Source organism: Erwinia sp. HDF1-3R, assembly GCF_039621855.1.
GTDB lineage: Bacteria > Pseudomonadota > Gammaproteobacteria > Enterobacterales > Enterobacteriaceae > Erwinia.
This window is the reverse complement of record NZ_CP155071.1, coordinates 676947-699763: the sequence shown is the minus strand read 5'-3', so window position 1 is coordinate 699763 and position 22817 is coordinate 676947. Positions and strand designations below refer to the sequence as shown.

The window sequence follows — 22817 nt, the reverse complement described above, 5'->3', positions numbered from 1 at the left end:
GGGCCCTCTCTTTTATTTCCCGCTCCACGCCTTAAGGTTCGCGTCGCGCGTTTGCAGCTTTTGCTGCGGCGTCAGTTGGTTATAACCCTGCCCCAAGCCGCTTTCCCAGTCGCCATAAAGCGGGTTCGGCAGAATAATAAACTGGGTGCCAAACAGGCGATGGTTTTGATTCACAAAGGCGCGGCGCTGGGCGTTACCCTGATGGTAAGTGGCGGCGCCGTAGTCGTTAAGGTTATCGCCGATATAAAGCACCACGTTGTAACCTTCCGCCCGGATGGCGTCAAACCGCGCCTGCTTGTTGGAGCTGTCGGTTTTCAGCCTTAGCGTTTTGTCATTTACGCCGGTAAAGCCCAGCCGCTTCAGATTATCTGCCGTGGCAGCGGCGTCCTGACCGTCGCGGTTTGAGACGTAAAACATGGTGCCGCCGTGGCTGTTAACGTAGTTGGCAAACGCTACCGCGCCCGGTATCGCCGTCGCCTGACGCGCCTGAGTCCATGCAGACCAGGTTTTATCGCTAAACGGCTGGTTGGCCTTTACCTGCCAGGCGCTGTAGGCGCTGTTATCAATCATCGTTTCGTCCAGATCGACGATTACCGCTTTTGGCTTACCGGTCAGTGAAGCGGAATGGTCAAAGGCGAGCGTGGCAAAGTTAAACGCCTGCCAGGCCAGCGCCTGGTACTCTCCCGACTGCTGGAACCAGTTCAAAGCCATCACCGACTGCTGATTAAGTTGATTGGCGGCATCCTGCTGGTGGCTGGCGCAGCCGGACAGCGTCAGGGCGACCAGCACGGCGGCCCCGGTTAAACCTGTTCTGTTAATCTTCATTCTCACTGGCGTTTCCCTGTCTGAAAGTTTTAGAAGGAGGGGTGAAATAACGCCTTAAAATGTCGCATTTCCCGCATAATGTGAAGAGATTGTTCACCTGCTGGCTACCGATAAGGAAACCCTATGACCCCTGTCTGGCACTCACCGCTGCTGTCGTCCTTCGACTGGCTCGATCACGCCTTCCTGCCCGCCGGAGAGCGGCCTCCCGCGGATGCCATCTACAATCACCAGCGTCATACCGCCGTGGTGGTGCCCGACAGCGACGCGCTGCCGGTAAAAAGCCGCGAAGCGGATGCGCTGATCGCCACCGGAGCGCGTCCGGTCGCCGTTTACACCGCCGACTGCCTGCCCATTCTGATTGCCGATACCCGCCAGCGCCAGGTTGCCGCCGTACACGCGGGTCTGAACGGCGCGCTAAAGGGCGTGCTGATCAACACTCTTCGTCGCCTGTGTGAACAGGGCGCCACGCCGGAAAGTCTGTTTATAGCGATTGGCCCGGCCATCGGCCCCTGCTGCTATGAGCTGGGAGAAGACCTGATTGCCCGCACGGCGGAGGAAAACCCGCACGGGCTTGCACCGCTGCTGCCCTTCTCCCCTCAGCAGCCCACCAACCCCCACGCGCGGCGCGCTCAGGCCGCAGGGACCACCCAGGGGGTCTGGTTTGACCTGCCGCTGCTGGCAAAACGTATGGCGATGCGCGAAGGCGTGCCGGAAGCGCAGATCGAAACAAGTCGGATCTGCACCTACTGTATGGCGGAAGAGCAGGCGAGCTATCGCCGCAATAGCCACTTTAATCATGGCTATGAGCAGCGATTTTCGTGGATCTCACGGCGTCAGGCGTAAGGAAACGCCGGATTTAGCGAAGCTTAACTGAACGCAGTATGACGAATTTCTGATGTGAGGCGACGGTGGTGCAGTTGCCGAACAGCTTTTTCATCTTGCGGTAGTAGTCCAGGTGACGATTACCGACCACGCGCAGTTCACCGCCGTACTGCAGGCAGCGACGGGCGTCGCGAAACATCTGCCAGGCAATGTGATCGGTCAGGGTGTTCTGCTGGTGAAACGGCGGGTTGCACAGCACCGCATGCAGACGGTCGGAGGGGAATCCGGCCAGCGCATTATTGACGGCAAAATGGCTGCGGGCCAGGTCGTCCGGGCGGTTGGTGGCGACGTTCAGCTGACTTGAGGCAACTGCCATATAGGATTCATCAATAAAATGCATCTCAGCCGCCGGATTCTGCGCCAGCGCCGTCAGGCCAATGACACCATTACCGCAGCCGAGGTCAACCATCTCACCCTCAACGTTTTCCGGCAAATGCGCCATAAAGAAACGCGCACCCACGTCCAGGCCGCTGCGGGCAAAGACGTTAGCGTGGTTGTGAATCTGATAGTCGGTGCCCTCCAGCGGCCATACGTAGGTTGCGGACTCTTCGGCCAGCGTCGGCAGGTCTGGCGTACAGAAGACCAGCCGCGCTTTTTTCACTGCCAGCGAGGTGGTGGTTGGCCCCAGCACGCGCTCAAACAGCTGTAGGGTCGAGGTATGAATATCCTTCGCTCTGGCTGCGGCAATCACCTGCGTGTCAGGGGTGACCACGCTGCGCAGGGCGCGTAGCTGCTGCTCCAGCAGGGCCAGCGTCCTGGGGATTTTAATCAGCACGCGGGCGGGCGCGGCAGGCAGGGGGGACAAACTGTCCAGCAGGCGCACTTCGCCTTCGTCCATCCCGTTCAGCGAGAGATTTTGCCGCGTCGCCTGCTGGCTGATATAAGAATCGCTGACGCTGTACAGGTCTTCGCCCTGCAGGGCGCAGGCCAGCGTTCCGAAGGTATCGTTAAACAGGATGGTGGGGCCACCGATCGCTGAGTTTTCAAGGTGTTTCAGCAGATATTCATCTGCGGCGTCCCAGGCCTGCAGCGGACTCTCTTCGCGCATCTGGGGAAAACGATGCAGCGTCAGCGTGCGGTGGCTCAGTTCGAGTTGGCTCATGGGATCTCCGGCGTGGTAAAATTCCCGCGATTTATCCCCTAAAACGGGCCGACAGTAAACGTTTTTCTTGCAGGAGCAGGCATGTCATTGATTTATCTTCAGGGGTATCCCGAGTCGCTGCTGGCACAGGTTCGCCAGCTGATCGATGAGCAGCGGCTGGGTGACGTGCTGCGCAAGCGCTATCCTGAGGGGCACAATATCACCAGCGATCGCGCACTCTATGACTATGCGCTAACGCTAAAAACGCAGGCACTACGTAACGCGCCCCCGCTCAATAAGGTGATTTACGACAGTAAAATAAAGGTGATGAAGCATGCGCTTGGGCTGCATACCGCCATTTCACGGGTTCAGGGCGGGAAGTTAAAGGCTAAGGCCGAGATTCGCGTCGCCACCATCTTTAAGCAGGCCCCCGAGGCTTTCCTGCGAATGATCGTGGTTCACGAGCTGGCACATATAAAAGAGAAGGATCATAACAAGAGTTTCTACCAGCTCTGCTGTCATATGGAGCCGCAGTATCACCAGCTGGAGTTTGACACGCGGCTATGGCTGACCGAACAGGCGCTGCGTGGCCGGGAGAGCTAAATAGCGGTTCTAAAAAGTGCTACAGGTGGAGCCATGCAGCTAAGCAGACCATCGGGCGCATGGCTGCGCGAGCCGAGGCTCCATGGACGGATTCACGCCGTGACGGCGTTGTGCAGGGTGCAACCGGGGTACACTACAGCGTTGAGCGATATTGCGTGCTGCTATTTTTCAAGGGCGCGCTACCCGGATGGTCGATAATCCTGCATTTAAGCCATCCCGCGACGCGATAACTCTTATATTATATGGTACTACCAGGCTCATAAATAAATGAAAATTTCGGCATATAACCCTCTAAAGCACTTTATCAAATAACGTTAAATAAATTTTTTCATAATAACTTCTGAGACATTATTTTATCAGAATCATTCATTTAAGCCCTTTAAAATAAGAGCATTCCTGGGTAATGCGTTACTTTAACCCAAATTACAACCTGTTACATTTGAAAGGCCAATTAAACTCGCGCCATGAGCATTTCTTGCTAAAGTTAAAAGCGTGCAGGACGTTATACCGAAGCGGTGAATTAAATACGCGTTCAGCCCGATGGCAACTTTTTAAATATTCTCACTAAGGTTAACCATATGGGAAATAAAAACGAGCCGCTGGATGAATACGCTGAAGGCGTAGATAAAATGCAGCTGGCTGAAGAGCAGGTTAACATCTCTAAAGAACGCAGCGTCGACGCGAGGTACCGCATACATCGCACGACACACGTCAATGAAGAGTTACTTGAAGCCGAGCTGTCTCACGATGAAGTCGACATTCGACATGTTGCCATTAATCAGGTGCTGGGTGAAAACGATTCACCGCAGGTTCGTCAGGAAGGGGATGTGCTTATTATTCCCGTCATTGAGGAACAGGTAGAAATTGTCCGTCGAAACGTGCTTAAGGAAGAAATTCATATCCACAAGCGCAGCAAAACCGAAAATTTCAGGCAGAGTATTACTCTGCGTAATCAGGAAGTCACTATCGAGAAAGAAGAAACCTGATTTAATTAATCTACGAGGATCCATTTATGTCACATGAAAAAATCGTAACCGCATTCAACCAACTTCAACAGGCAGAAGCGGCGAAAGAAAAATTGATCGTCGAAGGTATTGCTGAAAAAAATATCGATATTATTTCAGGTAAAAGATTACAGGTCGAAGATAAAGAGATTCGCCACCCAAGCTTCTGGCAGCGTCTGTTCGGTACCGATGTCGATGATAACTATGCCACCGAGTACAGCAAAGCGCTGCGTTCCGGCGGCGTTCTGCTTACGGTAAAAGTCCCTAAAGACCAGGCCGACCATATTGAACATGAACTGAGCGCCTTTGCAGCCGACTACTCTTCGCTGTCCACCCACCGTGGCGCGCTGACCGGCGGCGAATTTGCCGGAGAGACCAATGACCTTGGTACGACCCCAGGCTCGCTCTCTTCAACGGCTCAGCCCCCTGTCGCCACGCCAGCAGGCACGCCAGCAGGTAAAGGTCTTGAAACCGACCGCGATGCGCTGAAGCTTGCGGAAGAAGAAGTGGCAATTGGTAAGCGTCAGGTCAGCGATGGTTCCGTTCGCCTTCGCCGTTACACGGTAGAAGATGAAGTGGCAGAAGACGTTTCACTGTACGATCAGCACGCTGAAGTTTTCCGTCGCGCAGTCGATGAACCTGCCTACCTGAACGACGTTGACTGGTCCGATAAAACCATCGAGGTTGAAGAGTCTCATGAAATCCCAACTATCGAGAAGACCACGCGTGTGAAAGAGGAAGTCGGTCTTCGCGGCGAAGAAACTGCCCGTACCGAAACCGTTAAGGACAGCGTACGTCGTCAGGAAGTGGAAGTTGAGCACGATAAAGAAACGCGTCTTAACACCCCGCCCGTTGATAAGAAGTTCTAAGCAGCCTCTCCCCGCGTCCGTTGCGGGGAAGTGAAGACTTATGAACGCGGTGCGCAGCTTCCGTCTGGGAGCGCGCACCGTTACGCATTTTACTCCCCTCCCACTCTCCCTGCTTCCGCGGGCGTTCCCTGCCCACAACCTGTCCTGCCTTTATAAAGCCGCAGCAAAATTTCAACATGCGTTTTGCCAGCTCCTGTGGCTTTTGGGTGGAAATAAGGTGTCCGGCCCCTTCTGTCTCTTCCTCTTCCTGACGACCTGTTTCAGGCCATGCACGCCAGGGCCCGTATCCTCTGGTCAGGATGTTCTGTCATAGATTTAACAGCGTAGCCGGTGATGGTGGCTTTCTTCCCGGCCAGCCGGCCAGAGCCTTTGTAAGATTCTTCACCAAGGTCGGGCCGGGGCTGCATCTTGTTTGTACTGCCAGGCCATGACTGCTGCTGTTCTGGTAGAGGGGGTTGAGGGCGATCTGTTCCAGACATACTTTTCTCCTCTGCAACCGGCATAGTGCCAGTCTTTAATAAACCACTGAGCGATATTTTCGTTTAATTCATCATCCTGCTGTGAATAACTCCTTTTTTCAGGGAGTCATACGGACTTTTTGTATTCACAGCGGAAAATGATCGTAGTAAAAAATAGCGAAGCGGTGCCGTTCCTGTTTATATTCAGCAGAATTCAAACCTTTACTTACAATTCGTTGCAGCCGGAGGTCACGTCACTCACACAGGGTATAAATTTATCCCTTCGCCTCGCTACGTGCAGCCACGCGTGCGACGGCCTGCATAACACATGGCTCGAATCTGTAGCGCTATTTAGAAGCACGGTTACCCCTGTTGTTGACTCACGCCGACAAAAGTCGTCTCAATATCGCATTTATTTTTATTTCTTCCCTGCACGCTCCAGTTATGGCCTACCCTTTAAATAGATATTTAAAGTCGTTTTTCTCTGAAAGGTTTTTTTAAAACGCATCTATGGCAATCGTACGTTCTGGCGCGCCATGACACATTAAGAGGTCCAAGATGACACATCAGGAAAACTACCTGGCCTGGGTTAAAGACGCCCATGCAATGGAAAAGCAGGCAGAAAGCATGCTTGAAAAAATGGCCGGACGACTGGAGCACTACCCGGATTTAAAGGCACGCATTAAACAGCATATTGAGGAGACGCGGCAGCAGCAGGTGCTGGTGCAGTCGGTTATTGATCGCTTTGACACCTCCCACTCTACGCTTAAGGATGCGGTCGGGAAGCTGTCGGCACTCGGCCAGGCAATGGGCGGCATGCTGGCCGATGATGAAGTGGTAAAGGGCGCGATCAGCGGCTATGTTTTTGAAAACCTTGAGATAGCCAGCTATACCTCGCTCATTGCGGCGGCCGAACTGGTTGGCGATCGCGAAGGCGCACGTATTTTTGCACAAATTCGCGAGGAAGAAGTCGCCATGGCCGACTGGGCGCTTAAGCATCTACCGGACGTGACCGAACAGTTTATGGTTCGCTCAGCCGCACCGGGCGTTGAAGCTAAAAAATAAGCCGCTGTATGGACGCAGGGCCTTTGCCTGGCATCGGCCCTGATTCGATAAAGCAGGCGTAAGCACTGAGTCTGCCGCAACGGATATGCATTGTTATGCGTCCGAACGGCTTATTCTTTATATAAATCATGCTCTCTCAACAGCTTACGGTGGAAGTGCTGCAGTGTCATTCCGCCAGGCTCAGAGTAGCCAACAATGTTGCGAATCGCTTTGTTAAGGGCACGCATCTCATCGTTGATCACTGACCTCCTGTTTTGCTCGAGATAGCGCATCTCCTCAGGTTTTTTGCTCATGGCAGTGGTGAGGCCAATATGCTGAGGAAGCACCTTACGAAACAGACAGTGCGCGCGCGGAGCATGATAACAAGAGGTCACAACCAGAACAGAGTGGCTGTGGTCTGCGAAGATATCCGCCGAGAAGATCGCATTGCCCAGGGTATCTCTCGCCCTGCTTTCCGCGACGATGAGTGAGGGTGAAATACCTCTTTCCAGAAGTTTTTCTTCCATATAGCCACTCTCTGAAAAGCTGCCGTTAAACCCACCGGTAATCACTATCCGTGAGAACTTATTATTTTCGGCATATTCCATGGCCGTATTAAGCCTTGAGTCGAGACGTGATTTTAACGTGCCTAATATCACCATAGTATCGTAATGAGGCGCTGATTGCCGACCGCCTATTTCATTATGATTTTCGATAAAGTCATTAAACAGCTTTTCCATTTCCGATATTTTATTTTTACAGTATCCGATTTTTTCCTGCAGGAATTTCTTTCTCATTTCTGTTAAATCGGGAGAATGGCACAGTTCATATCCCCGTTGTGAATAAAGCGCATTGGCATAGCCAACCGCCAGAGTGCCGTCATAAACACAATCAAAACCGCCCATAAGAAGAGCCTCTTTTTATAGCGATGCAGGAAACGGCGGAGCGTACAGGAGTGATGTATCCTTCAACTGCTTATGAAGTAACGATAAAAATTCACCTCCCGAAAGAGAGCGCGATCATTCTATTCAGCAAAGTTTAGCCTGTTTCACGGATGTCCGAGAACCCTGTTCAATGTTTAAGCAATAAAAAGGAGCCACATTCCCTGTGAAAGCCCACTGTGATCCCCTGCCCCGCCGGTTATCAGCAGGCCTAAAGAAACGCCTCAGCCTTCTGGATCAGGCTGGTTTTGGTCAGCGCACCGAGGTATTTCCGTTCCTGGGGATTATTCAGCACCGGCAGCCGTTCCAGCGTCACTCTGGCAAACGCCTCCCATCCCTGGGTAATGGTCTGGTTTTCATAAACGGTAGGAAAGCTGGCATCCACTACGCAGCTAACCGGTGACTCCAGCGTGATCTCTTTATCCAGAACCTTATGGGAAATATCGTGAATAGAGACGGCCCCCATAAATTGCCCGCTGTCATTGATAACATAGACAAATCGCTCACGCTTTAGCGTGCTGACTGCCAGCGCTTTGCCCACCGAATCTCCAGGCTTTAGCGCCGCGCCGGAGACGATAAACTGCGAGATAATCCCGTTGTCGAAATCGAACTTCGCATCCGAACGGCTGAAGTGGTTCTTAACCACCGGGTAGGTGCTATTAACCTGTAGCCGGTAAGCCGTCATGGTCGCCAGCACGCAGGCGATCATCGTCGGGAACAGCAGGCTGCTGTTGAGGGTCATCTCCAGCACCATCAGCATCGCCATCAGAGGAGCCTGACTCACTGAGGCCAGCACCGCCCCCATGCCGACGGCGGCAAAGACCACCGGATCGCTGACCGGAAAACCCGCCAGACGCGCCAGCATCGCCACCAGCACGCCAAGCACCGCGCCCGTTAACAGCGACGGGGTAAACAGACCGCCCACGGCGTTAGACCCGACCGATATGGCAGTTGCGAGCATCTTCAGCACCAGCAAAATCACCAGCCCCTTGATCATAAAGCCACCGGCCATGATCGCCACAATCACTTCATAGCCATTACCGAGAATGGCCGGGGTGGCTATCGCCATCGCCCCAACAATCAACCCGCCCAGCCCCAGCCGCAGCGGCAGGCTTGTCACCCGACTGAAGCGCTGTCGACTCTGCTGGATGAGCCAGATCATCCCGCCGCCCACCAGCCCGGCCAGCAAGCCTACCGCGACGGTCAGCAGCATATTCCCCGGCGTCAGGTCAAACTGAGCGTGGGAGAAAGGATAGATGGCGGAGCGATAGCCCAGCGCCCAGAGCGTGAGTACCGCCACGCCTGAGGAGATGATCAGCGGGATAAGCCGCTGTAGCGCCGAGATGCCAAACGCGATCTCCGCCACGAAAATAGCCGACGCCAGCGGCGCATGATAAACCGAAGAGAGGCCAGCGGCGGCGGCCATCGCCACAACGTCACTGTTTCTTAACGCCAGACGCGGAAAGCAGAAGCGCCCCATCAGGCTGCCAATAAGCGCCGAGAGCTGGACCATCGGTCCCTCTTTACCGATGGAGGCGCCGCTGCCGATGCTGGCTATCGAGGAGAGCGCGCGGAACAGCGACGTTTTCGTGGGTACGGCATCCAGCCTGGCATTGATCACTTCCAGGTAATCGGTGCGCACCGTTTCTTTTTTCTCAATGGCCGTGGCGTAGCGCAGGAAGAACCCGGCTATCAGGCCGCCGCCGCCCACAATCAGCGGCCAGAAGTAAGCCGGATACACGGCAATCGCCTGGGTGACATCCTGTTTACTGCCAAACAGCAGCGAGTTGATAATTTCAATGACCAGCCTGAAGCCCAGCGTCACCAGCGTGGCGGCAAAACCCACCGGGATGGCGACCAGAATACTGGTCCAGTTCAGAGCGTGTCTGTTGCCCGTCTTAAGTGCATGTCTGCTGCCCGTCGTCATGAGTCTCGTTTATCCCCGGCTCCGCTTTCAGCCCTTATCGTGGGAGAGGTGGCGGCAAAAATCAAACTCTCATCGGATCGCTGCGCCTGCCAGCGCCGCCGTTGGCTCTGTAAATATGTCTAAATATGACTGAAGAGTATTGACCTTTCGGTCGCGCTTCCTTATCGTCTGCCTCAGCAAAGGGGAGTAACTTCATTGCCGGCTAATCGTCAATACGGTGCGTAAGCACCCGGTTACCGGGCATCCAGGATCCCATCCTGTGTTGTAAGTGAGACCTTGCCGTAAGGCGAGGTTTGCATACAGCAAAAATACTGTGGCTGACGTCGTCCAACGTTGGCCATTTTATTTTGTACAGGATACCGCGCTATGCACACCACGGGTACACCGCTTCTCTGGGGCTGCTTTGCCGCCATCGTATTGATTATGCTTGCCATCGACCTGTTCCTCCAGGGCCTACGCGGCGCACAAACCATGACCTTCAAACAGGCAGCCGTCTGGTCACTTATCTGGGTGACCGTATCGCTGTTATTCAGCGCCGCGCTTTGGGCCTACCTGCAGGCCACCGCAGGACCTGAGGTGGCACATCGCCAGACCCTGGCTTTTCTGACCGGCTACGTGCTGGAAAAAGCGCTGGCCGTGGATAACGTCTTCGTCTGGCTGATGCTGTTCAGCTATTTCGCCATTCCCCCCGCATTGCAGCGGCGAGTGTTGATTTACGGGGTGCTTGGCGCGATCGTCCTGCGCACCCTGCTGATTTTCGCCGGAAGCTGGCTGGTGACCGAGTTTAGCTGGGTGCTATATCTCTTCGGCGTCTTCCTGCTGTTTACCGGGGTTAAGATGGCTATTCCGGGGGGAGAGGACGAAAAACCGGCGGGAGACAAGCCGCTGATTCGCTGGCTGCGTGGCCACCTGCGCATGACGGAGGGGCTGGAGGGCGAGAAGTTCTTTATTCGTCGCAATGGATTACTGTTTGCCACACCGCTGCTGCTGGCATTAATCATGGTTGAGATTAGCGATGTGATCTTCGCCGCAGACAGCATTCCGGCCATTTTCGCGGTCACCACCGACCCCTTTATCGTGCTGACCTCCAACCTTTTCGCCATTCTGGGCCTCCGCGCTATGTATTTCCTGCTCGCAAGCGTGGCGGAGCGCTTTTCCATGCTGAAGTATGGCCTGGCGGTGGTGCTGATATTTATCGGAATCAAAATGCTGATCGTCGATTTCTACCACATTCCGGTGGCGGCCTCGCTGGCGACGGTTGGCGGGATTCTGGCGGTGACGCTGCTGATCAACGCCTGGGTTAACCAGCGCAACCGTCGCAAAGCTGGATAATCACCCGGCGTGGCAGGATCACTTTTCACTTCCCCTGCCATGACATTTCCTTATACTCCTCAGCGCAAACACGAGAATGCCGCTATGTTCAGCGCAGACGACGCTGACGCGCATCAGGATCACACTACTAAGCTGGTTGTTGAATATGAATATGGGAAAAGAACGCGCGGGGTTACTCCAGCGCCTGATGCAGGGAAGCCTGGTTACACAGATTATGATTGGCCTGTTCGCTGGAATGGCGCTGGCGTGGTTTTCGAAGGAGAATGCGCTGGCTGTGGGTCTGTTTGGCGAGCTGTTCGTTAGCGCACTCAAGGCCGTCGCCCCCATCCTGGTGATGGTGCTGGTGATCGCCTCGATTGCGAACCATCAGCAGGGGCAAAAAACCAATATCCGCCCCATTATTGTGCTTTATCTGCTGAGCACTTTCTTCGCCGCCGTCGTGGCGGTCGTCTTTAGCCATCTGTTTCCACAGACGCTCACGCTGGCTGACCAGGGACAGACCATCGCCCCGCCTTCCGGCATTCTTGCCGTGCTGCACAGCCTGCTGATGAGCATGGTGGCTAATCCCATTGATGCACTCATGCACGCCAACTATATCGGCATTCTGGTCTGGGCCATAGGTCTGGGCTTTGCCTTTCGCCACAGCAGCGATACCACGCGCGCCTTTCTTAACGATGCGTCAGAAGCGGTTACCGGGCTGGTGCGTATCGTTATCCGTTTTGCGCCGCTGGGGATTTTTGGCCTGGTGGCCTCAATCCTTGCCTCGACCGGCTTTGCCGCACTGTGGGATTATGCCCACCTGCTGGCGCTGCTTTTGGGCTGTATGGTACTGATGGCGCTGGTGTTTAATCCGCTCCTGGTATGGTGGAAAATCCGCCGCAATCCTTATCCTCTGGTATTTACCTGCCTGCGCGAAAGCGGGGTGACCGCATTCTTCACCCGCAGCTCGGCGGCCAATATTCCGGTGAATATGGCCCTGGCGAAAAGGCTACAGCTGGATGAGGACACCTATTCCGTTTCCATTCCCATTGGGGCGAATATCAGCATGGCTGGCGCCTCCATCACCATTACCGTGCTGACGCTGGCAGCGGTCCATACGCTGGGGATCCACGTTGATAGCGGAACGGCCATTCTGCTTAGCCTGGTCGCGTCAATTTGTGCCTGTGGCGCATCTGGCGTGGCGGGGGGGTCTCTGCTGCTGATCCCGGTGGCCTGCAATATGTTCGGTATTCCTAATGATGTCGCCATGCAGGTGGTGGCCGTTGGCTTCATTATTGGCGTGCTACAGGATTCTGCCGAAACGGCGCTGAACTCCTCCGCCGATATTCTGTTTACCGCCGCCGCCTGTATGGCAGAAGATCGTCGGGAACAGCAAAAGAGCCTTTAATCTCGCCAGCGCGGTCGGGTATCTGTCCCGACCGCTTCACCTCTTTCGCGTCAACGTAGCAGCAGCCACGTAAGAGACTCTTCTTAAGTGTCAGTCTGTGTAAAGCGCCTTTCCGCTCACCGCCCACCCCTGTAAAACATTCTGGCAGAGAGTTTCTGCTGTCTCACCTGTCGGGATTTTGTTACATTTAGCGGCATTTTCTTACCGTCAGGCAGGAACGCAATACCTCATCCCCTTGCCAGATTTCGGAGATTAACGCCTTTGTTCAGCGCAGTTCTGCACTCAATATTATAATAATAAACTCGTTGTGACGGACACCGCCCGAACACGGCTAACAATGATGTTCAGGAATACCTTATGGATATTTTTAAAGCACTGATACAGGCTCTCTGGCAGCAGGATTATGATTCCCTGGCCGATCCGACGCTGGTATGGGCGATTTACGCCGTGCTGTTTATGATTTTATTCCTCGAAAATGGTCTGCTCCCCGCGGCATTCCTGCCGGGCGACAGCCTGCTGATTCTGGTCGGGGTGCTGATCGCCAAGGGCACCATGACCTTCCCCATGACGCTATTTATTCTGACCACTGCCGCCAGTCTGGGGTGCTGGGTAAGCTATATTCAGGGCCGGTGGCTGGGCAATACGGCGACCGTACAAAAGTGGCTGTCGCATCTTCCCGCTCAGTACCATCAGCGCGCGCACAGCCTGTTTCATCGCCACGGTCTTTCCGCGCTGCTGGTTGGTCGCTTTATTGCCTTTGTCCGTACGCTGCTGCCCACCATTGCCGGCCTGTCCGGCCTGAGCAATGCGCGCTTTCAGTTATTTAACTGGATGAGCGGGCTGCTGTGGGTCTTAATCCTCACCGTTATGGGCTTCGCGCTCGGCAAAACGCCACTTTTTCTCAAATACGAAGATCAGCTGATGTTCTGTCTGATGCTGCTGCCCCTGGTGCTGCTGGTTTTCGGACTGGCGGGATCGCTGTACGTACTGTGGCGGAAAAAAAATAGCTCTGATGCTAATAAGGGATAATCCGGATGCGCAAATTTCTCAGGTCCTGCGCTACTACGCGGATATTTTCGATACTTTTACTGGGCGCGGCTGCGCTGGTGGCGATCTTTTTTCTGCCCACGCTGTTTCACAGCGAAAGTGCGCTGCAAATTCGCGCTTCACGGCAGGGCATCACGCTGCCCGATGGCTTCTACGTTTATCAGCGGCTCAATGCGGAGGGCATACATATCAAAAGTATTACTCCGGATAACAACGCGTTATTGATAAAGTTTGACTCCGTTGAGCAGAGCAACGCTGCGGAAAAGGTGCTTCATGAGCTGTTACCCTATGGTTTCAGTATTGGCCGACCAGACGCGCCAGGCACGATTGAGTGGATGCACCGCCTCAGCCAGAATAAACAGGCCGTCGGCTAACATTAACGCCCTGTCTTCGGCAATTTTTGCAGGCTATCTCTAAGAATATTCTCTCTTTTTGAGCTTTTCAGGATTTCTGACTATGCTTAGTAAGCCAGACTAACCCGGATAGCCATGACAGGATCATGGGTGTCGTTCCTGCGGCCCCAAAATTAGAAAGGAAAATCTGATATGAAATACCGCACGATTCTCGGCTTAAGCCTGTTAACTCTGACCACTTTCTCCCATGCGGCTGCTTCCCTTTGCCAGCAAAAAGAGCAGGCCATTCAGCATGAAATCGATCTGGCCCGCCAGCATGACAATCAACGTCGCGTTAACGGACTGGAACGGGCTCTGACTGAAGCCCGCGCTGGCTGCACGGATGAGAAACTGAAATCGCTCCATCAGGAGAAGATCAAAGAACATCAGCAGAAAGTGGAAGAGCGGCAGAAAGAGCTGGATAAGGAAAAGGCGGATGGCGATGACCGTAAAAAAATCACCCGGCGTGAACAGAAACTGGCAGAAGCAAAGCGCGAATTAAAGGAAGTTCAGGCGGCTCGCTATTAAGCGCTGCATGACTCTCACAACAAAATTTAAAGGAGTTTGTTATGTCTAAAGACACCACATCTGAGCATCTGCGTGCGGAACTGAAAACCCTGGCGGATACGCTGGAAGAAGTCCTGAGCCACACTGGCGAAAAATCAAAATCCGAACTGGATAAGCTTCGCAGCAAAGCGCAGAGCGCGCTAAAAGATACGCGTGCACGTCTTGGCGACTCCGGCGAGCGTATTGCACAAACCTCACGTGAAGTAGCCGACCAGGCCGACGTTTACGTGCGTGAAAATCCATGGACCAGCGTGGGTATCGGTGCCGCAATTGGTGTGGTACTCGGTGTCCTGCTGACGCGTCGTTAAGATGGCGAATCTTCAGCAAAGCCAGGGCCCCGGCAAAGGGGTCATTAACATTGGCCAGCGTCTGATCACCACGCTGGTAGGCCTCGTAGAAACGCGCGTCCGGCTGGCGGTCGTCGAGCTTGAAGAAGAGAAAGCGAATCTCATTCAAATGCTCCTGATGACCGGCCTGACCATGCTTTTTACCGCATTTGGCCTGATGAGCCTGATGATCCTCATTATCTGGGCGGTGAGCCCGCAGTATCGACTGATGGCTGTGGCGATCACCACTGGCGTGCTGTTTGGACTGGCGGTTATTTTCGGCCTGTGGACGCTGGCCAAATCACGCCGCTCGACGCTGCTGAATGCCACTCGTAAAGAGCTGAAATCCGATCGTAAGCTGCTGGAGGAAGAAAAATGAGCAGCAGCCGGGAACGTGCCGAACATAAAGCGGAGCTGCTGCGTCTGGTACAGCAACAGCGGCTCGATTTAAGCGCTGAAAAAAAGCTGTTTCTGGAAGCCACCGCTCGCTACGACCGTGGCTGGCTTAAGCTGGTCAGCCTGCGTCGCTTTGCCGTAGTCGGCAGTGGCCTGATGGCCATCTGGTCCGTACGCCATCCCCGCCGCATTACCCGCTGGGCAAAGCGCGGCCTGGGCTTATGGAGCACCTGGCGCGTCGTACGCAATTATCTTCCTAATCGCTGATTCTGCGCTTTCACCCTGATTCATCCTGCCGTTTTGACGTCTGTGGCCCAGTAATCACTGGGCCTGCGTCACATTCAATTTTACTGATAAACTCCGACAATTTATCTCGCTTACAATAGTTTCGCCTGGCGAATATTATCTTCAGTGACAAAGGTGGGTCAGGGCTAATCTCCTGACAGGCCTGAACTTAATGCGGCGAACCGGTGTTCGTTGAGATAATTCCTGTTGGGGTGATTGATGAAAAAATTAGAAGACTTTGGCTTTCTGCTGGCACGGATCCTGATGCCAGTGCTGTTTATCGTGGCGGGCTGGGGCAAAATTAACGGCTACTCCGCCACGCAGCAATATATGGAACATATGCACGTACCCGGCTTTCTGCTGCCGCTCACTGTCCTTCTGGAGTTCGGGGGTGGCCTGGCCATTCTGTTTGGTTTCCTGACCCGTTTTACCGCAATCATTACCGCCATCTTCGCGATTATTACCGCGCTGATTTTCCATAGCGATGCGTCAGTGGCGGGCAGTTCTATCAACTTTATGAAAAACCTGTCTATATCTGGCGGCTATCTGCTGCTGTTTATTACCGGTCCGGGCGCGTACAGCCTCGATCGTCTGCTCAACAAAAAGTGGTAAAAACGTTGTCTGCCTCTGACGCCCGAGTGCAGGGGCAGATAACGATCCGACACGCAGTAAGGCGCTATACTCTTAGGCATTTACAGCAAGGGGGATGACACAATGGGCCAACTGATAGATGGCGTCTGGCACGATAACTGGTATGACACGGCATCCACAGGCGGTCGTTTTCGCCGCTCTGAGTCTGCCTTTCGCAACTGGGTGACCGCCAGCGGTGACGCCGGGCCAACCGGGAAGGGAGGATTTCGCGCCGAAGCGGGCCGCTATCATCTCTATGTTTCCCTTGCCTGCCCCTGGGCGCACCGCACCCTGATTATGCGTAAGCTGAAAGGCCTGGAGTCGCTGATTTCCGTCTCTGTTGTTCACCCTCTGATGCTGGAGAACGGCTGGACCTTTGATAAGTCCTTTCCGGGTGCCACGGGCGATGATCTTTACCAGCACGACTATCTCTACCAGCTTTATCTCCAGGCCGATCAATCCTACACCGGACGAGTCACCGTCCCGGTTCTGTGGGACAAACAGCAAAACACCCTGGTCAGCAATGAGTCAGCCGATATTCTGCGGATGTTAAACAGCGCTTTTGACGCCGCTGGCGCACGGGCGGGAGACTATTATCCAGCGGATCTGCGGGATAAAATTAACCAGGTTAACGGCTGGATTTACGACACGGTCAATAATGGCGTTTATAAATCTGGCTTCGCCACCACGCAGGACGCCTATGACGAAGCCGTAACGGCTCTGTTTAATTCCCTCGAGAGGCTTGAACAGATGCTGGGGCAGCACCGTTATCTGACGGGCGACCGCCTGACCGAGGCCGATCTGCGCCTGTGGACCACCCTGGTGCGCTTCGATCCCGTTTACGTTACTCACTTCAAATGCGATAAGTATCGCATCAGCGACTATCTGAATCTGAATGGGTTCCTGCGTGAGATCTATCAGATGCCCGGCCTGGACGAGACGGTAGACCTGGCGCACATTCGTCATCATTACTATTGCAGCCACAAGACCATCAACCCCAGCGGGATCATTTCACTGGGGCCGGCCTTTGACTGGGATGAACCGCACGGACGTGATGAGCGCTTTCGTTAATCGCTAACATGCGCAGCTCCCCAGACCAGTTATCCCTGCCGCTTCGCCAGTAGCTTAGGGATTTCCCGCAGGCACCAGGCTTTCGCTTCGCCCATGCTGTCGCGACGCCATGCCATAATAATGTCCACCTCCCGGGTATATTCCGGGCTGACCACCCGCAGGCGTCCTTCGGCAATATCCTTTTCCACCAGGGGATAGGGCATTGAAGCCACGCCCAGCCCGGCCAGCAGCGCCCGGTGTTTATCCGCAATTGAGCTGACGGTCAGCCGCTGCTGCTTGTCCAGCAGCTGTACGGTGAGCACCGGACGCTCGCGGGCAGTATCCGCCACCGCGATACCGCGATACTTCACCCGCGTCACCTCAGAGAGCGGTTCAGGCTCGTCATGAATAGGGTGCTCGGGACTGGCAACAATCACGCTAATCATGCTGTACAGTTTGCGGGTATTAATTTCCGACGAGGCACGAAAGTGCATATCCGGCGCGATGACGATGTCTGCCCTGCCCTGCTCCAGCCGCTCCCAGGCCCCCGCCAGCACTTCTGTTATCAGCGATATTTGGGTATTCGCTTTCGCGGCGAGCTTATCGATCAGGGGAAAGAGCGATTCACAGGGAACCAGCGCCTCATTGACAATAGTCAGATGCGTTTCCCACCCCCGCGCCAGCGCCTCTGCATCGGTGGTAAGCTTATCGGCCGCCTCCAGCAAGACCCGCCCTCGTTCCAGCAGCATGCGGCCAACGTTGGTGAATTTTGTGCGGTGTCCGGAGCGGTCAAACAGCACCACGTCCAGCTCCTCCTCCAGCTTTTGCATGGTGTAGCTGAGCGCAGAAGGCACCCGGCCCAGCTCATCCGCCGCCGCCGCAAAACTGCCCCGGCGATCGATAGCATCCATGACTCGTAACGCTTCCAGCGTCAGAGCGCGATCTTTAGCCATCTCAATTCTCTGTCAGGAATTTTGAATGTAGTAAGCAGATTAACTGGCTAACAATCCGGCGTCCAGAAACTTACCATAGCAGCATTGTCGGGGCAGCAGACCGACTGTTGAGGAGAGTCACATGATTACCCGTCGCATAGCGAAAGCCTGTGGCAAAGCAGATTACGGTTGGCTACAGGCGCGCTACAGCTTTTCTTTTGGTCACTACTTCGATCCTGATCTGCTGGGATACGCATCGCTACGCGTGCTTAATCAGGAGGTGCTGACGCCCGGGGCCGCTTTTCAGCCCAGAACCTATCCGAAAGTCGATGTTTTAAACCTGATCCTACAGGGTGAAGCGGAATATCGTGATAGCGAGGGGAATCATCATCGCGCGCGAGCGGGGGAAGCCTTACTGCTCGCGACCCAGCCTCATATCAGCTACAGCGAACATAACGTCAGTAAAGAGGCGGCGCTGACGCGCATGCAGCTCTGGCTGGATGCCTGCCCGTCCCGGGAGATCTCGCCGATTCAGCGCCTAAGCCTCTCCGACGGTGACTGCACGCAGCTGCTTGCCTCACCGGACGGCGCTGAGGGCAGTCTTCAGCTTCGTCAGCAGATCTGGATACATCATCTGGATCTGGCACCGGGTGAAACGCACACCGTCCGGCTTAATGGTCCCCGCGCCTATTTGCAGTCCATTCACGGCGCGCTGCATGCCGATACGGGCTCGCGGGCCAGAGAAGACCTGGTTTGTGGCGATGGTGCCTTTATACATCAGGAAGGGAGCGTGACGCTTACCGCCGCCACGCCGCTGCGGGCGCTGGTCATTGATCTGCCGGTCTGAACCGGGCACAGGGCCCGGAACGGAACGAAACGGAACGGAACGGAACGGAACGGAACGGAACAGGTTAGTGTAATGTGTCCGTTCGCTGTGCAAACCAGTATTGAAAAAGACGAAGCGCAGCGGGACCGATGGCAGCCTGACTGTGGTCATACGCCTCCTGCGTCATCTGCTCCAGTACCGAAAGATTATCGTCCTCACCGTGCAGGGCAATGGCGTCCAGCGCGGGTTGCAGGCTTTCAGGCAGTGCGGACCAGTCACCCAGCGCGACTCCACGCAGATAGCCGATACACCACTCCTCCACAACGAGATACTCCTTCCCCTCAATTTCATTGAAGCCAAACAGGGGATCGAACTGCTCGGGCGCATGGCGCAGCCGCTCTCCAATGTCGTTCATATGCTGAAAAGTTAGCTCGGTAAAGCGCGTGAACTCCTGTTCAGACGCCCACTCGGGAAGGTGTTCCTTACCGCCCCATATCATTGGCATCCATTGGGAAGGCATGATGACATCAGGGCCGGAAAGAAGGGCCGTCGTCATGCCGTCCAGTTCAGAGACGTCCAATACAGAGGCATCATTGCCATACTTAAGCAGGATATCATCCAGCCATTCCAGATCGTCTTCTGAGAGCGGTCCGTTTTCCATGCTGCGGTCTCCTGTGGCATGTAGCAAAATCATCAAGCTATATCTTAGCGCGTTTAAAAATGAAAAACCCAGGGGTTCAACACAGATGCTGGCGACAGTGCCCGCTGGCTGGCTGGATACCGTGCCGACGACTGACTGTGCCATACCAACTGGTTAGCCCACTGGCGTGCGTCTGGCGTCTGGCGTCTGGCGTCTGGCGTCTGGCGGGCGCATCTTCGTCATCCGCTTGCAAAATTCAATTGTGAATAATCACGCACCTTATATTGTGGCATATCGTCATCACCGCGATACTGATAATATTCACATGGCATTAAAAACAGTATTGACTCTTATTTTATAATGCGTAAAGTGGATTTCAACGGCACGAGAGAAGTTTTCGCCCGTTAAGTTGAAAGAGTTAATAAGTTGGATTTTTTAATATATTGCGATAAAGGCCACGAAGTTTGTTGTATGGGTTAGTCGCTGTGAATATTTTTTTCATTCACAGGACAATGCTTTCAGGCCATGCAGTGAGCATCACCAATCGCAACGGGTGTAAATAAGCGCGATGATGTAAGGCTATGATTTAAAAAGTAAATATCTTTGCTAACAGTGTTTTATCGTTACCTGTTTTGCAATGAAAGTAAAGCCACGCATCAAAGAGTCTATATCGCGAGGGGAGTGTACTTGTTTAACCTGCCGTGACTCATGGTTCAAAAGGTTAGCAGGCTATTATTAACCGGTAAATATATGGGAGGTTCCACTGGATTTCTTAATCCCTAATATTATCTTTAATAAACATGTGCATTTAGAGTAGTACCAATAGCAGTAAAAACGTAATTAAGCCCATTAATGTTAAAGTTTGATTCTGTAGTACCTTAAAAGCCCTGACCGTTTCTGTCAGGGCTTTTATCATTGTGGCGTACCTGACCCGGCCGTTGCGCGACCCGATCGTTTTCCTCCCTTTATAGCTACCTTTATAGCAACCTTCCGTTACGTGCTTTCCCGCTCGAAAAATAAAAAAAATTAACCCTTGCTTAATCAACCCGATTGGGGCTAGTATCTGGTCATCGGTTTGGTACACAGACCTTATGAAAGCAGTTTTAGTAAAGCAGTCCTCAGTTCAAGTGTTATCTTAGATACCCTTCATCGTGAGCCTCCTCCTAAGTGCCCAATAAGTTTAATTCTGCTAAGCAGACCATCTTCGCCACAGTAAGTGGCTCAAAAAATGATAGGAAATATCTATGTCTAACAAAATGACTGGTTTAGTAAAATGGTTTAACGCTGATAAAGGTTTCGGCTTCATCTCTCCAGAAGATGGCAGCAAAGATGTATTCGTACATTTCTCTGCAATCCAGAGCAGCGATTTCAAAACCTTAGATGAAGGCCAGAAAGTTGAGTTCTCTATCGAGAACGGCGCTAAAGGTCCATCAGCTGTAAACGTTGTCGCGTTATAATTCGCGAAACACACTAAAAATTACGATAGCGATGACGGCATTTGCCTGAGCAGTTGAAATTTAGTGATAAAAAAACCGCCCTGTGCGGTTTTTTTTTGCCTGAAATTTGAGTAAAAGATCGCCTCCCCTGCATTTGTCATAACTGACGCCTGAATCACCCCCGCTCCAGCCATCCACAGCGTTGACTGCTCTTCCAGTCCCCGCCTACGCTATCCGTTACTTTCTCAATGGCTTTGCCAAAGCGTAGGGAGCAAAACCCGAGTGAATAAAGCGTATTGAACGTGTGGAGCGTTGGAGGGTAAAGCGTGATGCCCCGAGTGCCAGCCGATGTGGCTATCGCAAGCCGGGGTGGCTAACGTAAGCGGAAGTGGCTATCGCAAGTCGAGGTGGCTAACGTAAGCGGAAGTGGCTATCGCAAGTCGAGGTGGCTGTCTTAAGTCGAAGTGGCTAACGTAAAGCGATGTGCGGAATTAAAAGACAGCCGCTGATGCATCCCGTTACCAGCCTCACATTTAATGTGAGCGACGGGGATACACCAGCGCCTTGTTTCTGAATGAGTTGAAGCTGACCGGTAAGCCGGGTTCTGTCGTGGACAGTCATTCATCTAGGCCAGCAATCGCTCACTGGCTCAAGCAGCCTACCCGGGTTCAGTACGGGCCGTACCTGGTGAACCCCTATTTGGCCTTGCTCCGGGTGGAGTTTACCGTGCCGCGAACTGTTGCCAGCCGCGCGGTGCGCTCTTACCGCACCCTTTCACCCTTACCTGATCCCATATCCCCTTTGTCTTTCAAGCTGCGGCTATTGCTGCATCCTGAAATCTGCCGGGGGGGCCATCGGCGGTTTGCTCTCTGTTGCACTGGTCGTGGGCTTGCGCCCCCCAGGCGTTACCTGGCACCCTGCCCTATGGAGCCCGGACTTTCCTCCCCTCTGTCTGTCTCCCCCGAAGGAGGACGGCAACAAAGCGGCGACTGTCTGGTCAGCTTCGGCGCGGATAATAGGGCATTCGGCGCGGTTTGTCACCCCTCTTGCTGATCCAGTGCGTACTTATAGAGCGCATTCTTTTTAACACCGTGAATTTCGGCGGTCAGCTGCGCGGCTTTTTTCAGCGGCAGCTCTTTTTGCAGCAGGCCCAGCGTGCGGAGCGCTTCAGGCGGTAGCGCATCCTCTTCAGCGTGAAAACCTTCCACGATCAGCACCATCTCGCCCTTACGCCGGTTCTCATCCTCGCGCACCCACGCCAGCAGTTCTCCTACCGGCGCGCCGTGAATGCTTTCCCATGTTTTAGTAATTTCACGGGCCAGCACCACATAGCGATCCATTCCCCATACCGTCACCATATCCTGTAGACTCTCCAGCAGGCGGTGGGTGGATTCGTAAAAAATCAGCGTGCGCGGCTCCTGCTCAAGAGCACGAAGCGTATCGCAGCGCCCTTTGCTTTTGGCGGGCAGAAACCCCTCGTAACAGAATCGATCGGACGGAAGTCCGGCCGCGCTTAATGCTGTAATGGCTGCGCAGGCACCCGGCAGGGGTACAACACGAATGCCTGCTTCACGGCACAGGCGAACCAGGTGATAACCCGGATCGTTGATGAGTGGCGTACCCGCGTCGGAAACCAGCGCAATGCTCTGCCCTTCCCGCAGCTTAGCCAGCAGCGATTCTGCTTTGTGCTGTTCATTATGATCGTGCAATGCGAACAGGCGCGCATTGATGGCGAAATGTTGTAGCAACAGCCCGGTATGACGTGTATCTTCCGCTGCGATCAGATCGACGCCCGCGAGTACCATCAGGGCACGCTGGGTAATGTCACCCAGGTTACCGATCGGTGTGGGAACAATATAGAGCGTGCTGGCAGAAATATCTGCCCGATCGTGTTGTTTCATTGTGAGATCCGAATTGCCGATTTAATATTGAGCATC

Annotated in this window: 24 protein-coding genes, 1 other RNA gene and 1 pseudogene; 17 read left to right on the top strand and 9 right to left on the bottom strand. The window is 54.0% G+C overall.

The genetic code is table 11. The annotated features are described in order from the left end of the window. Nucleotides 1–12 precede the first annotated feature (12 nt). Nucleotides 13–825, bottom strand: a complete 813-nt coding sequence (locus AAGR22_RS03150; protein ID WP_156484961.1) for a 5'-nucleotidase, lipoprotein e(P4) family — start codon at nucleotides 823–825, stop codon at nucleotides 13–15. Nucleotides 826–948: 123 nt separating this feature from the next. Here AAGR22_RS03150 and AAGR22_RS03145 point away from each other — a divergent pair, with 123 nt between their 5' ends. Beyond that, the gene (locus tag AAGR22_RS03145) at nucleotides 949–1668 is read left to right on the top strand and encodes a polyphenol oxidase family protein (RefSeq protein ID WP_345830225.1); all 720 of its coding nucleotides are present in this window, start codon (nucleotides 949–951) and stop codon (nucleotides 1666–1668) included. A 13-nt stretch (nucleotides 1669–1681) separates the two neighbouring features. On the opposite strand, the gene rlmG is transcribed toward AAGR22_RS03145, so the two are convergent. Beyond that, entirely contained in the window at nucleotides 1682–2809 is a 1128-nt protein-coding gene (gene rlmG / locus AAGR22_RS03140; RefSeq protein ID WP_345830224.1) for a 23S rRNA (guanine(1835)-N(2))-methyltransferase RlmG, read from the bottom strand. Nucleotides 2810–2890: 81 nt separating this feature from the next. Here rlmG and AAGR22_RS03135 point away from each other — a divergent pair, with 81 nt between their 5' ends. The 3 genes from AAGR22_RS03135 (at nucleotide 2891) to AAGR22_RS03125 (ending at nucleotide 5264) form a co-directional block, all read left to right on the top strand. Beyond that, entirely contained in the window at nucleotides 2891–3391 is a 501-nt protein-coding gene (locus AAGR22_RS03135) for a M48 family metallopeptidase (RefSeq protein WP_067703977.1), read from the top strand. Nucleotides 3392–3969: 578 nt separating this feature from the next. Further along, a complete protein-coding gene (locus AAGR22_RS03130) occupies nucleotides 3970–4377 on the top strand; it encodes a YsnF/AvaK domain-containing protein (RefSeq protein WP_345830222.1) in 408 nt (135 codons plus the stop codon). Nucleotides 4378–4403: 26 nt separating this feature from the next. Further along, nucleotides 4404–5264 (top strand): YsnF/AvaK domain-containing protein, encoded by an 861-nt coding sequence (locus AAGR22_RS03125; protein ID WP_345830220.1) that lies wholly within the window; start codon nucleotides 4404–4406, stop codon nucleotides 5262–5264. Between the two features lie 326 nt (nucleotides 5265–5590). Here the strand turns inward: AAGR22_RS03125 and AAGR22_RS03120 are convergent. Beyond that, nucleotides 5591–5743: pseudogene (locus AAGR22_RS03120) on the bottom strand (NAD(P)-dependent oxidoreductase); the annotation flags it as partial. Between the two features lie 537 nt (nucleotides 5744–6280). Between AAGR22_RS03120 and AAGR22_RS03115 the strand changes: the two are divergent. Further along, complete coding sequence (locus tag AAGR22_RS03115) at nucleotides 6281–6787, top strand: DUF892 family protein (RefSeq protein ID WP_345830218.1); 507 nt, start codon at nucleotides 6281–6283, stop codon at nucleotides 6785–6787. Nucleotides 6788–6897: 110 nt separating this feature from the next. Here the strand turns inward: AAGR22_RS03115 and AAGR22_RS03110 are convergent, their stop codons facing one another. Together AAGR22_RS03110 and AAGR22_RS03105 are read right to left on the bottom strand one after the other, a co-directional pair. Next, entirely contained in the window at nucleotides 6898–7671 is a 774-nt protein-coding gene (locus tag AAGR22_RS03110) for a YdcF family protein (RefSeq protein ID WP_345830216.1), read from the bottom strand. 247 nt (nucleotides 7672–7918) lie between these two features. After that, a complete protein-coding gene (locus AAGR22_RS03105) occupies nucleotides 7919–9634 on the bottom strand; it encodes a chloride channel protein (protein ID WP_067703992.1) in 1716 nt (571 codons plus the stop codon). Between the two features lie 366 nt (nucleotides 9635–10000). Here AAGR22_RS03105 and AAGR22_RS03100 point away from each other — a divergent pair, with 366 nt between their 5' ends. The 10 genes from AAGR22_RS03100 (at nucleotide 10001) to AAGR22_RS03055 (ending at nucleotide 17067) form a co-directional block, all read left to right on the top strand. Continuing rightward, a complete protein-coding gene (locus AAGR22_RS03100; protein WP_345830213.1) occupies nucleotides 10001–10966 on the top strand; it encodes a TerC family protein in 966 nt (321 codons plus the stop codon). 151 nt (nucleotides 10967–11117) lie between these two features. Further along, nucleotides 11118–12353, top strand: coding sequence for a serine/threonine transporter SstT (sstT, locus tag AAGR22_RS03095; protein WP_067704639.1), 1236 nt, complete (start codon nucleotides 11118–11120; stop codon nucleotides 12351–12353). A gap of 357 nt (nucleotides 12354–12710) precedes the next feature. Continuing rightward, nucleotides 12711–13382, top strand: coding sequence for a DedA family protein (locus AAGR22_RS03090; RefSeq protein WP_067703999.1), 672 nt, complete (start codon nucleotides 12711–12713; stop codon nucleotides 13380–13382). A 5-nt stretch (nucleotides 13383–13387) separates the two neighbouring features. Beyond that, a complete protein-coding gene (gene mzrA / locus AAGR22_RS03085; RefSeq protein ID WP_345830212.1) occupies nucleotides 13388–13774 on the top strand; it encodes an EnvZ/OmpR regulon moderator MzrA in 387 nt (128 codons plus the stop codon). 171 nt (nucleotides 13775–13945) lie between these two features. Further along, the gene (locus AAGR22_RS03080) at nucleotides 13946–14320 is read left to right on the top strand and encodes a DUF1090 domain-containing protein (protein WP_067704003.1); all 375 of its coding nucleotides are present in this window, start codon (nucleotides 13946–13948) and stop codon (nucleotides 14318–14320) included. Between the two features lie 41 nt (nucleotides 14321–14361). Further along, nucleotides 14362–14667 (top strand): YqjD family protein, encoded by a 306-nt coding sequence (locus AAGR22_RS03075; protein WP_067704006.1) that lies wholly within the window; start codon nucleotides 14362–14364, stop codon nucleotides 14665–14667. Between the two features lies 1 nt (nucleotide 14668). Beyond that, nucleotides 14669–15064: a phage holin family protein gene (locus tag AAGR22_RS03070; RefSeq protein ID WP_345830208.1), complete on the top strand. Its 396-nt coding sequence runs from the start codon at nucleotides 14669–14671 to the stop codon at nucleotides 15062–15064. After that, nucleotides 15061–15348 carry a YqjK-like family protein gene (locus AAGR22_RS03065; RefSeq protein WP_067704012.1) on the top strand — a complete coding sequence of 96 codons (288 nt, stop codon included), beginning with the start codon at nucleotides 15061–15063 and terminating at the stop codon, nucleotides 15346–15348. Before AAGR22_RS03070 ends, AAGR22_RS03065 begins: the two co-directional genes overlap by 4 nt. 237 nt (nucleotides 15349–15585) lie before the next feature. Further along, nucleotides 15586–15978, top strand: a complete 393-nt coding sequence (locus AAGR22_RS03060; protein WP_345830205.1) for a DoxX family protein — start codon at nucleotides 15586–15588, stop codon at nucleotides 15976–15978. Nucleotides 15979–16080: 102 nt separating this feature from the next. Continuing rightward, complete coding sequence (locus AAGR22_RS03055; protein ID WP_345830203.1) at nucleotides 16081–17067, top strand: glutathione S-transferase family protein; 987 nt, start codon at nucleotides 16081–16083, stop codon at nucleotides 17065–17067. Between the two features lie 29 nt (nucleotides 17068–17096). Here AAGR22_RS03055 and AAGR22_RS03050 read toward each other — a convergent pair whose 3' ends face one another. Continuing rightward, nucleotides 17097–17999: a LysR family transcriptional regulator gene (locus AAGR22_RS03050; RefSeq protein WP_345830201.1), complete on the bottom strand. Its 903-nt coding sequence runs from the start codon at nucleotides 17997–17999 to the stop codon at nucleotides 17097–17099. A gap of 121 nt (nucleotides 18000–18120) precedes the next feature. Here AAGR22_RS03050 and AAGR22_RS03045 point away from each other — a divergent pair, with 121 nt between their 5' ends. Next, nucleotides 18121–18825, top strand: coding sequence for a pirin family protein (locus AAGR22_RS03045; protein ID WP_345830199.1), 705 nt, complete (start codon nucleotides 18121–18123; stop codon nucleotides 18823–18825). A gap of 64 nt (nucleotides 18826–18889) precedes the next feature. Here the strand turns inward: AAGR22_RS03045 and AAGR22_RS03040 are convergent, their stop codons facing one another. Beyond that, a complete protein-coding gene (locus tag AAGR22_RS03040) occupies nucleotides 18890–19465 on the bottom strand; it encodes a YecA family protein (RefSeq protein WP_067704026.1) in 576 nt (191 codons plus the stop codon). 1223 nt (nucleotides 19466–20688) lie between these two features. Here AAGR22_RS03040 and AAGR22_RS03035 point away from each other — a divergent pair. Beyond that, nucleotides 20689–20901: a cold-shock protein gene (locus AAGR22_RS03035; protein ID WP_067704033.1), complete on the top strand. Its 213-nt coding sequence runs from the start codon at nucleotides 20689–20691 to the stop codon at nucleotides 20899–20901. Between the two features lie 556 nt (nucleotides 20902–21457). Here AAGR22_RS03035 and rnpB read toward each other — a convergent pair. Together rnpB and rsmI are read right to left on the bottom strand one after the other, a co-directional pair. Next, nucleotides 21458–21885: RNase P RNA component class A (gene rnpB / locus AAGR22_RS03030), an RNA gene on the bottom strand. A gap of 32 nt (nucleotides 21886–21917) precedes the next feature. After that, the gene (rsmI, locus tag AAGR22_RS03025) at nucleotides 21918–22781 is read right to left on the bottom strand and encodes a 16S rRNA (cytidine(1402)-2'-O)-methyltransferase (RefSeq protein ID WP_067704036.1); all 864 of its coding nucleotides are present in this window, start codon (nucleotides 22779–22781) and stop codon (nucleotides 21918–21920) included. Nucleotides 22782–22817 lie beyond the last annotated feature (36 nt).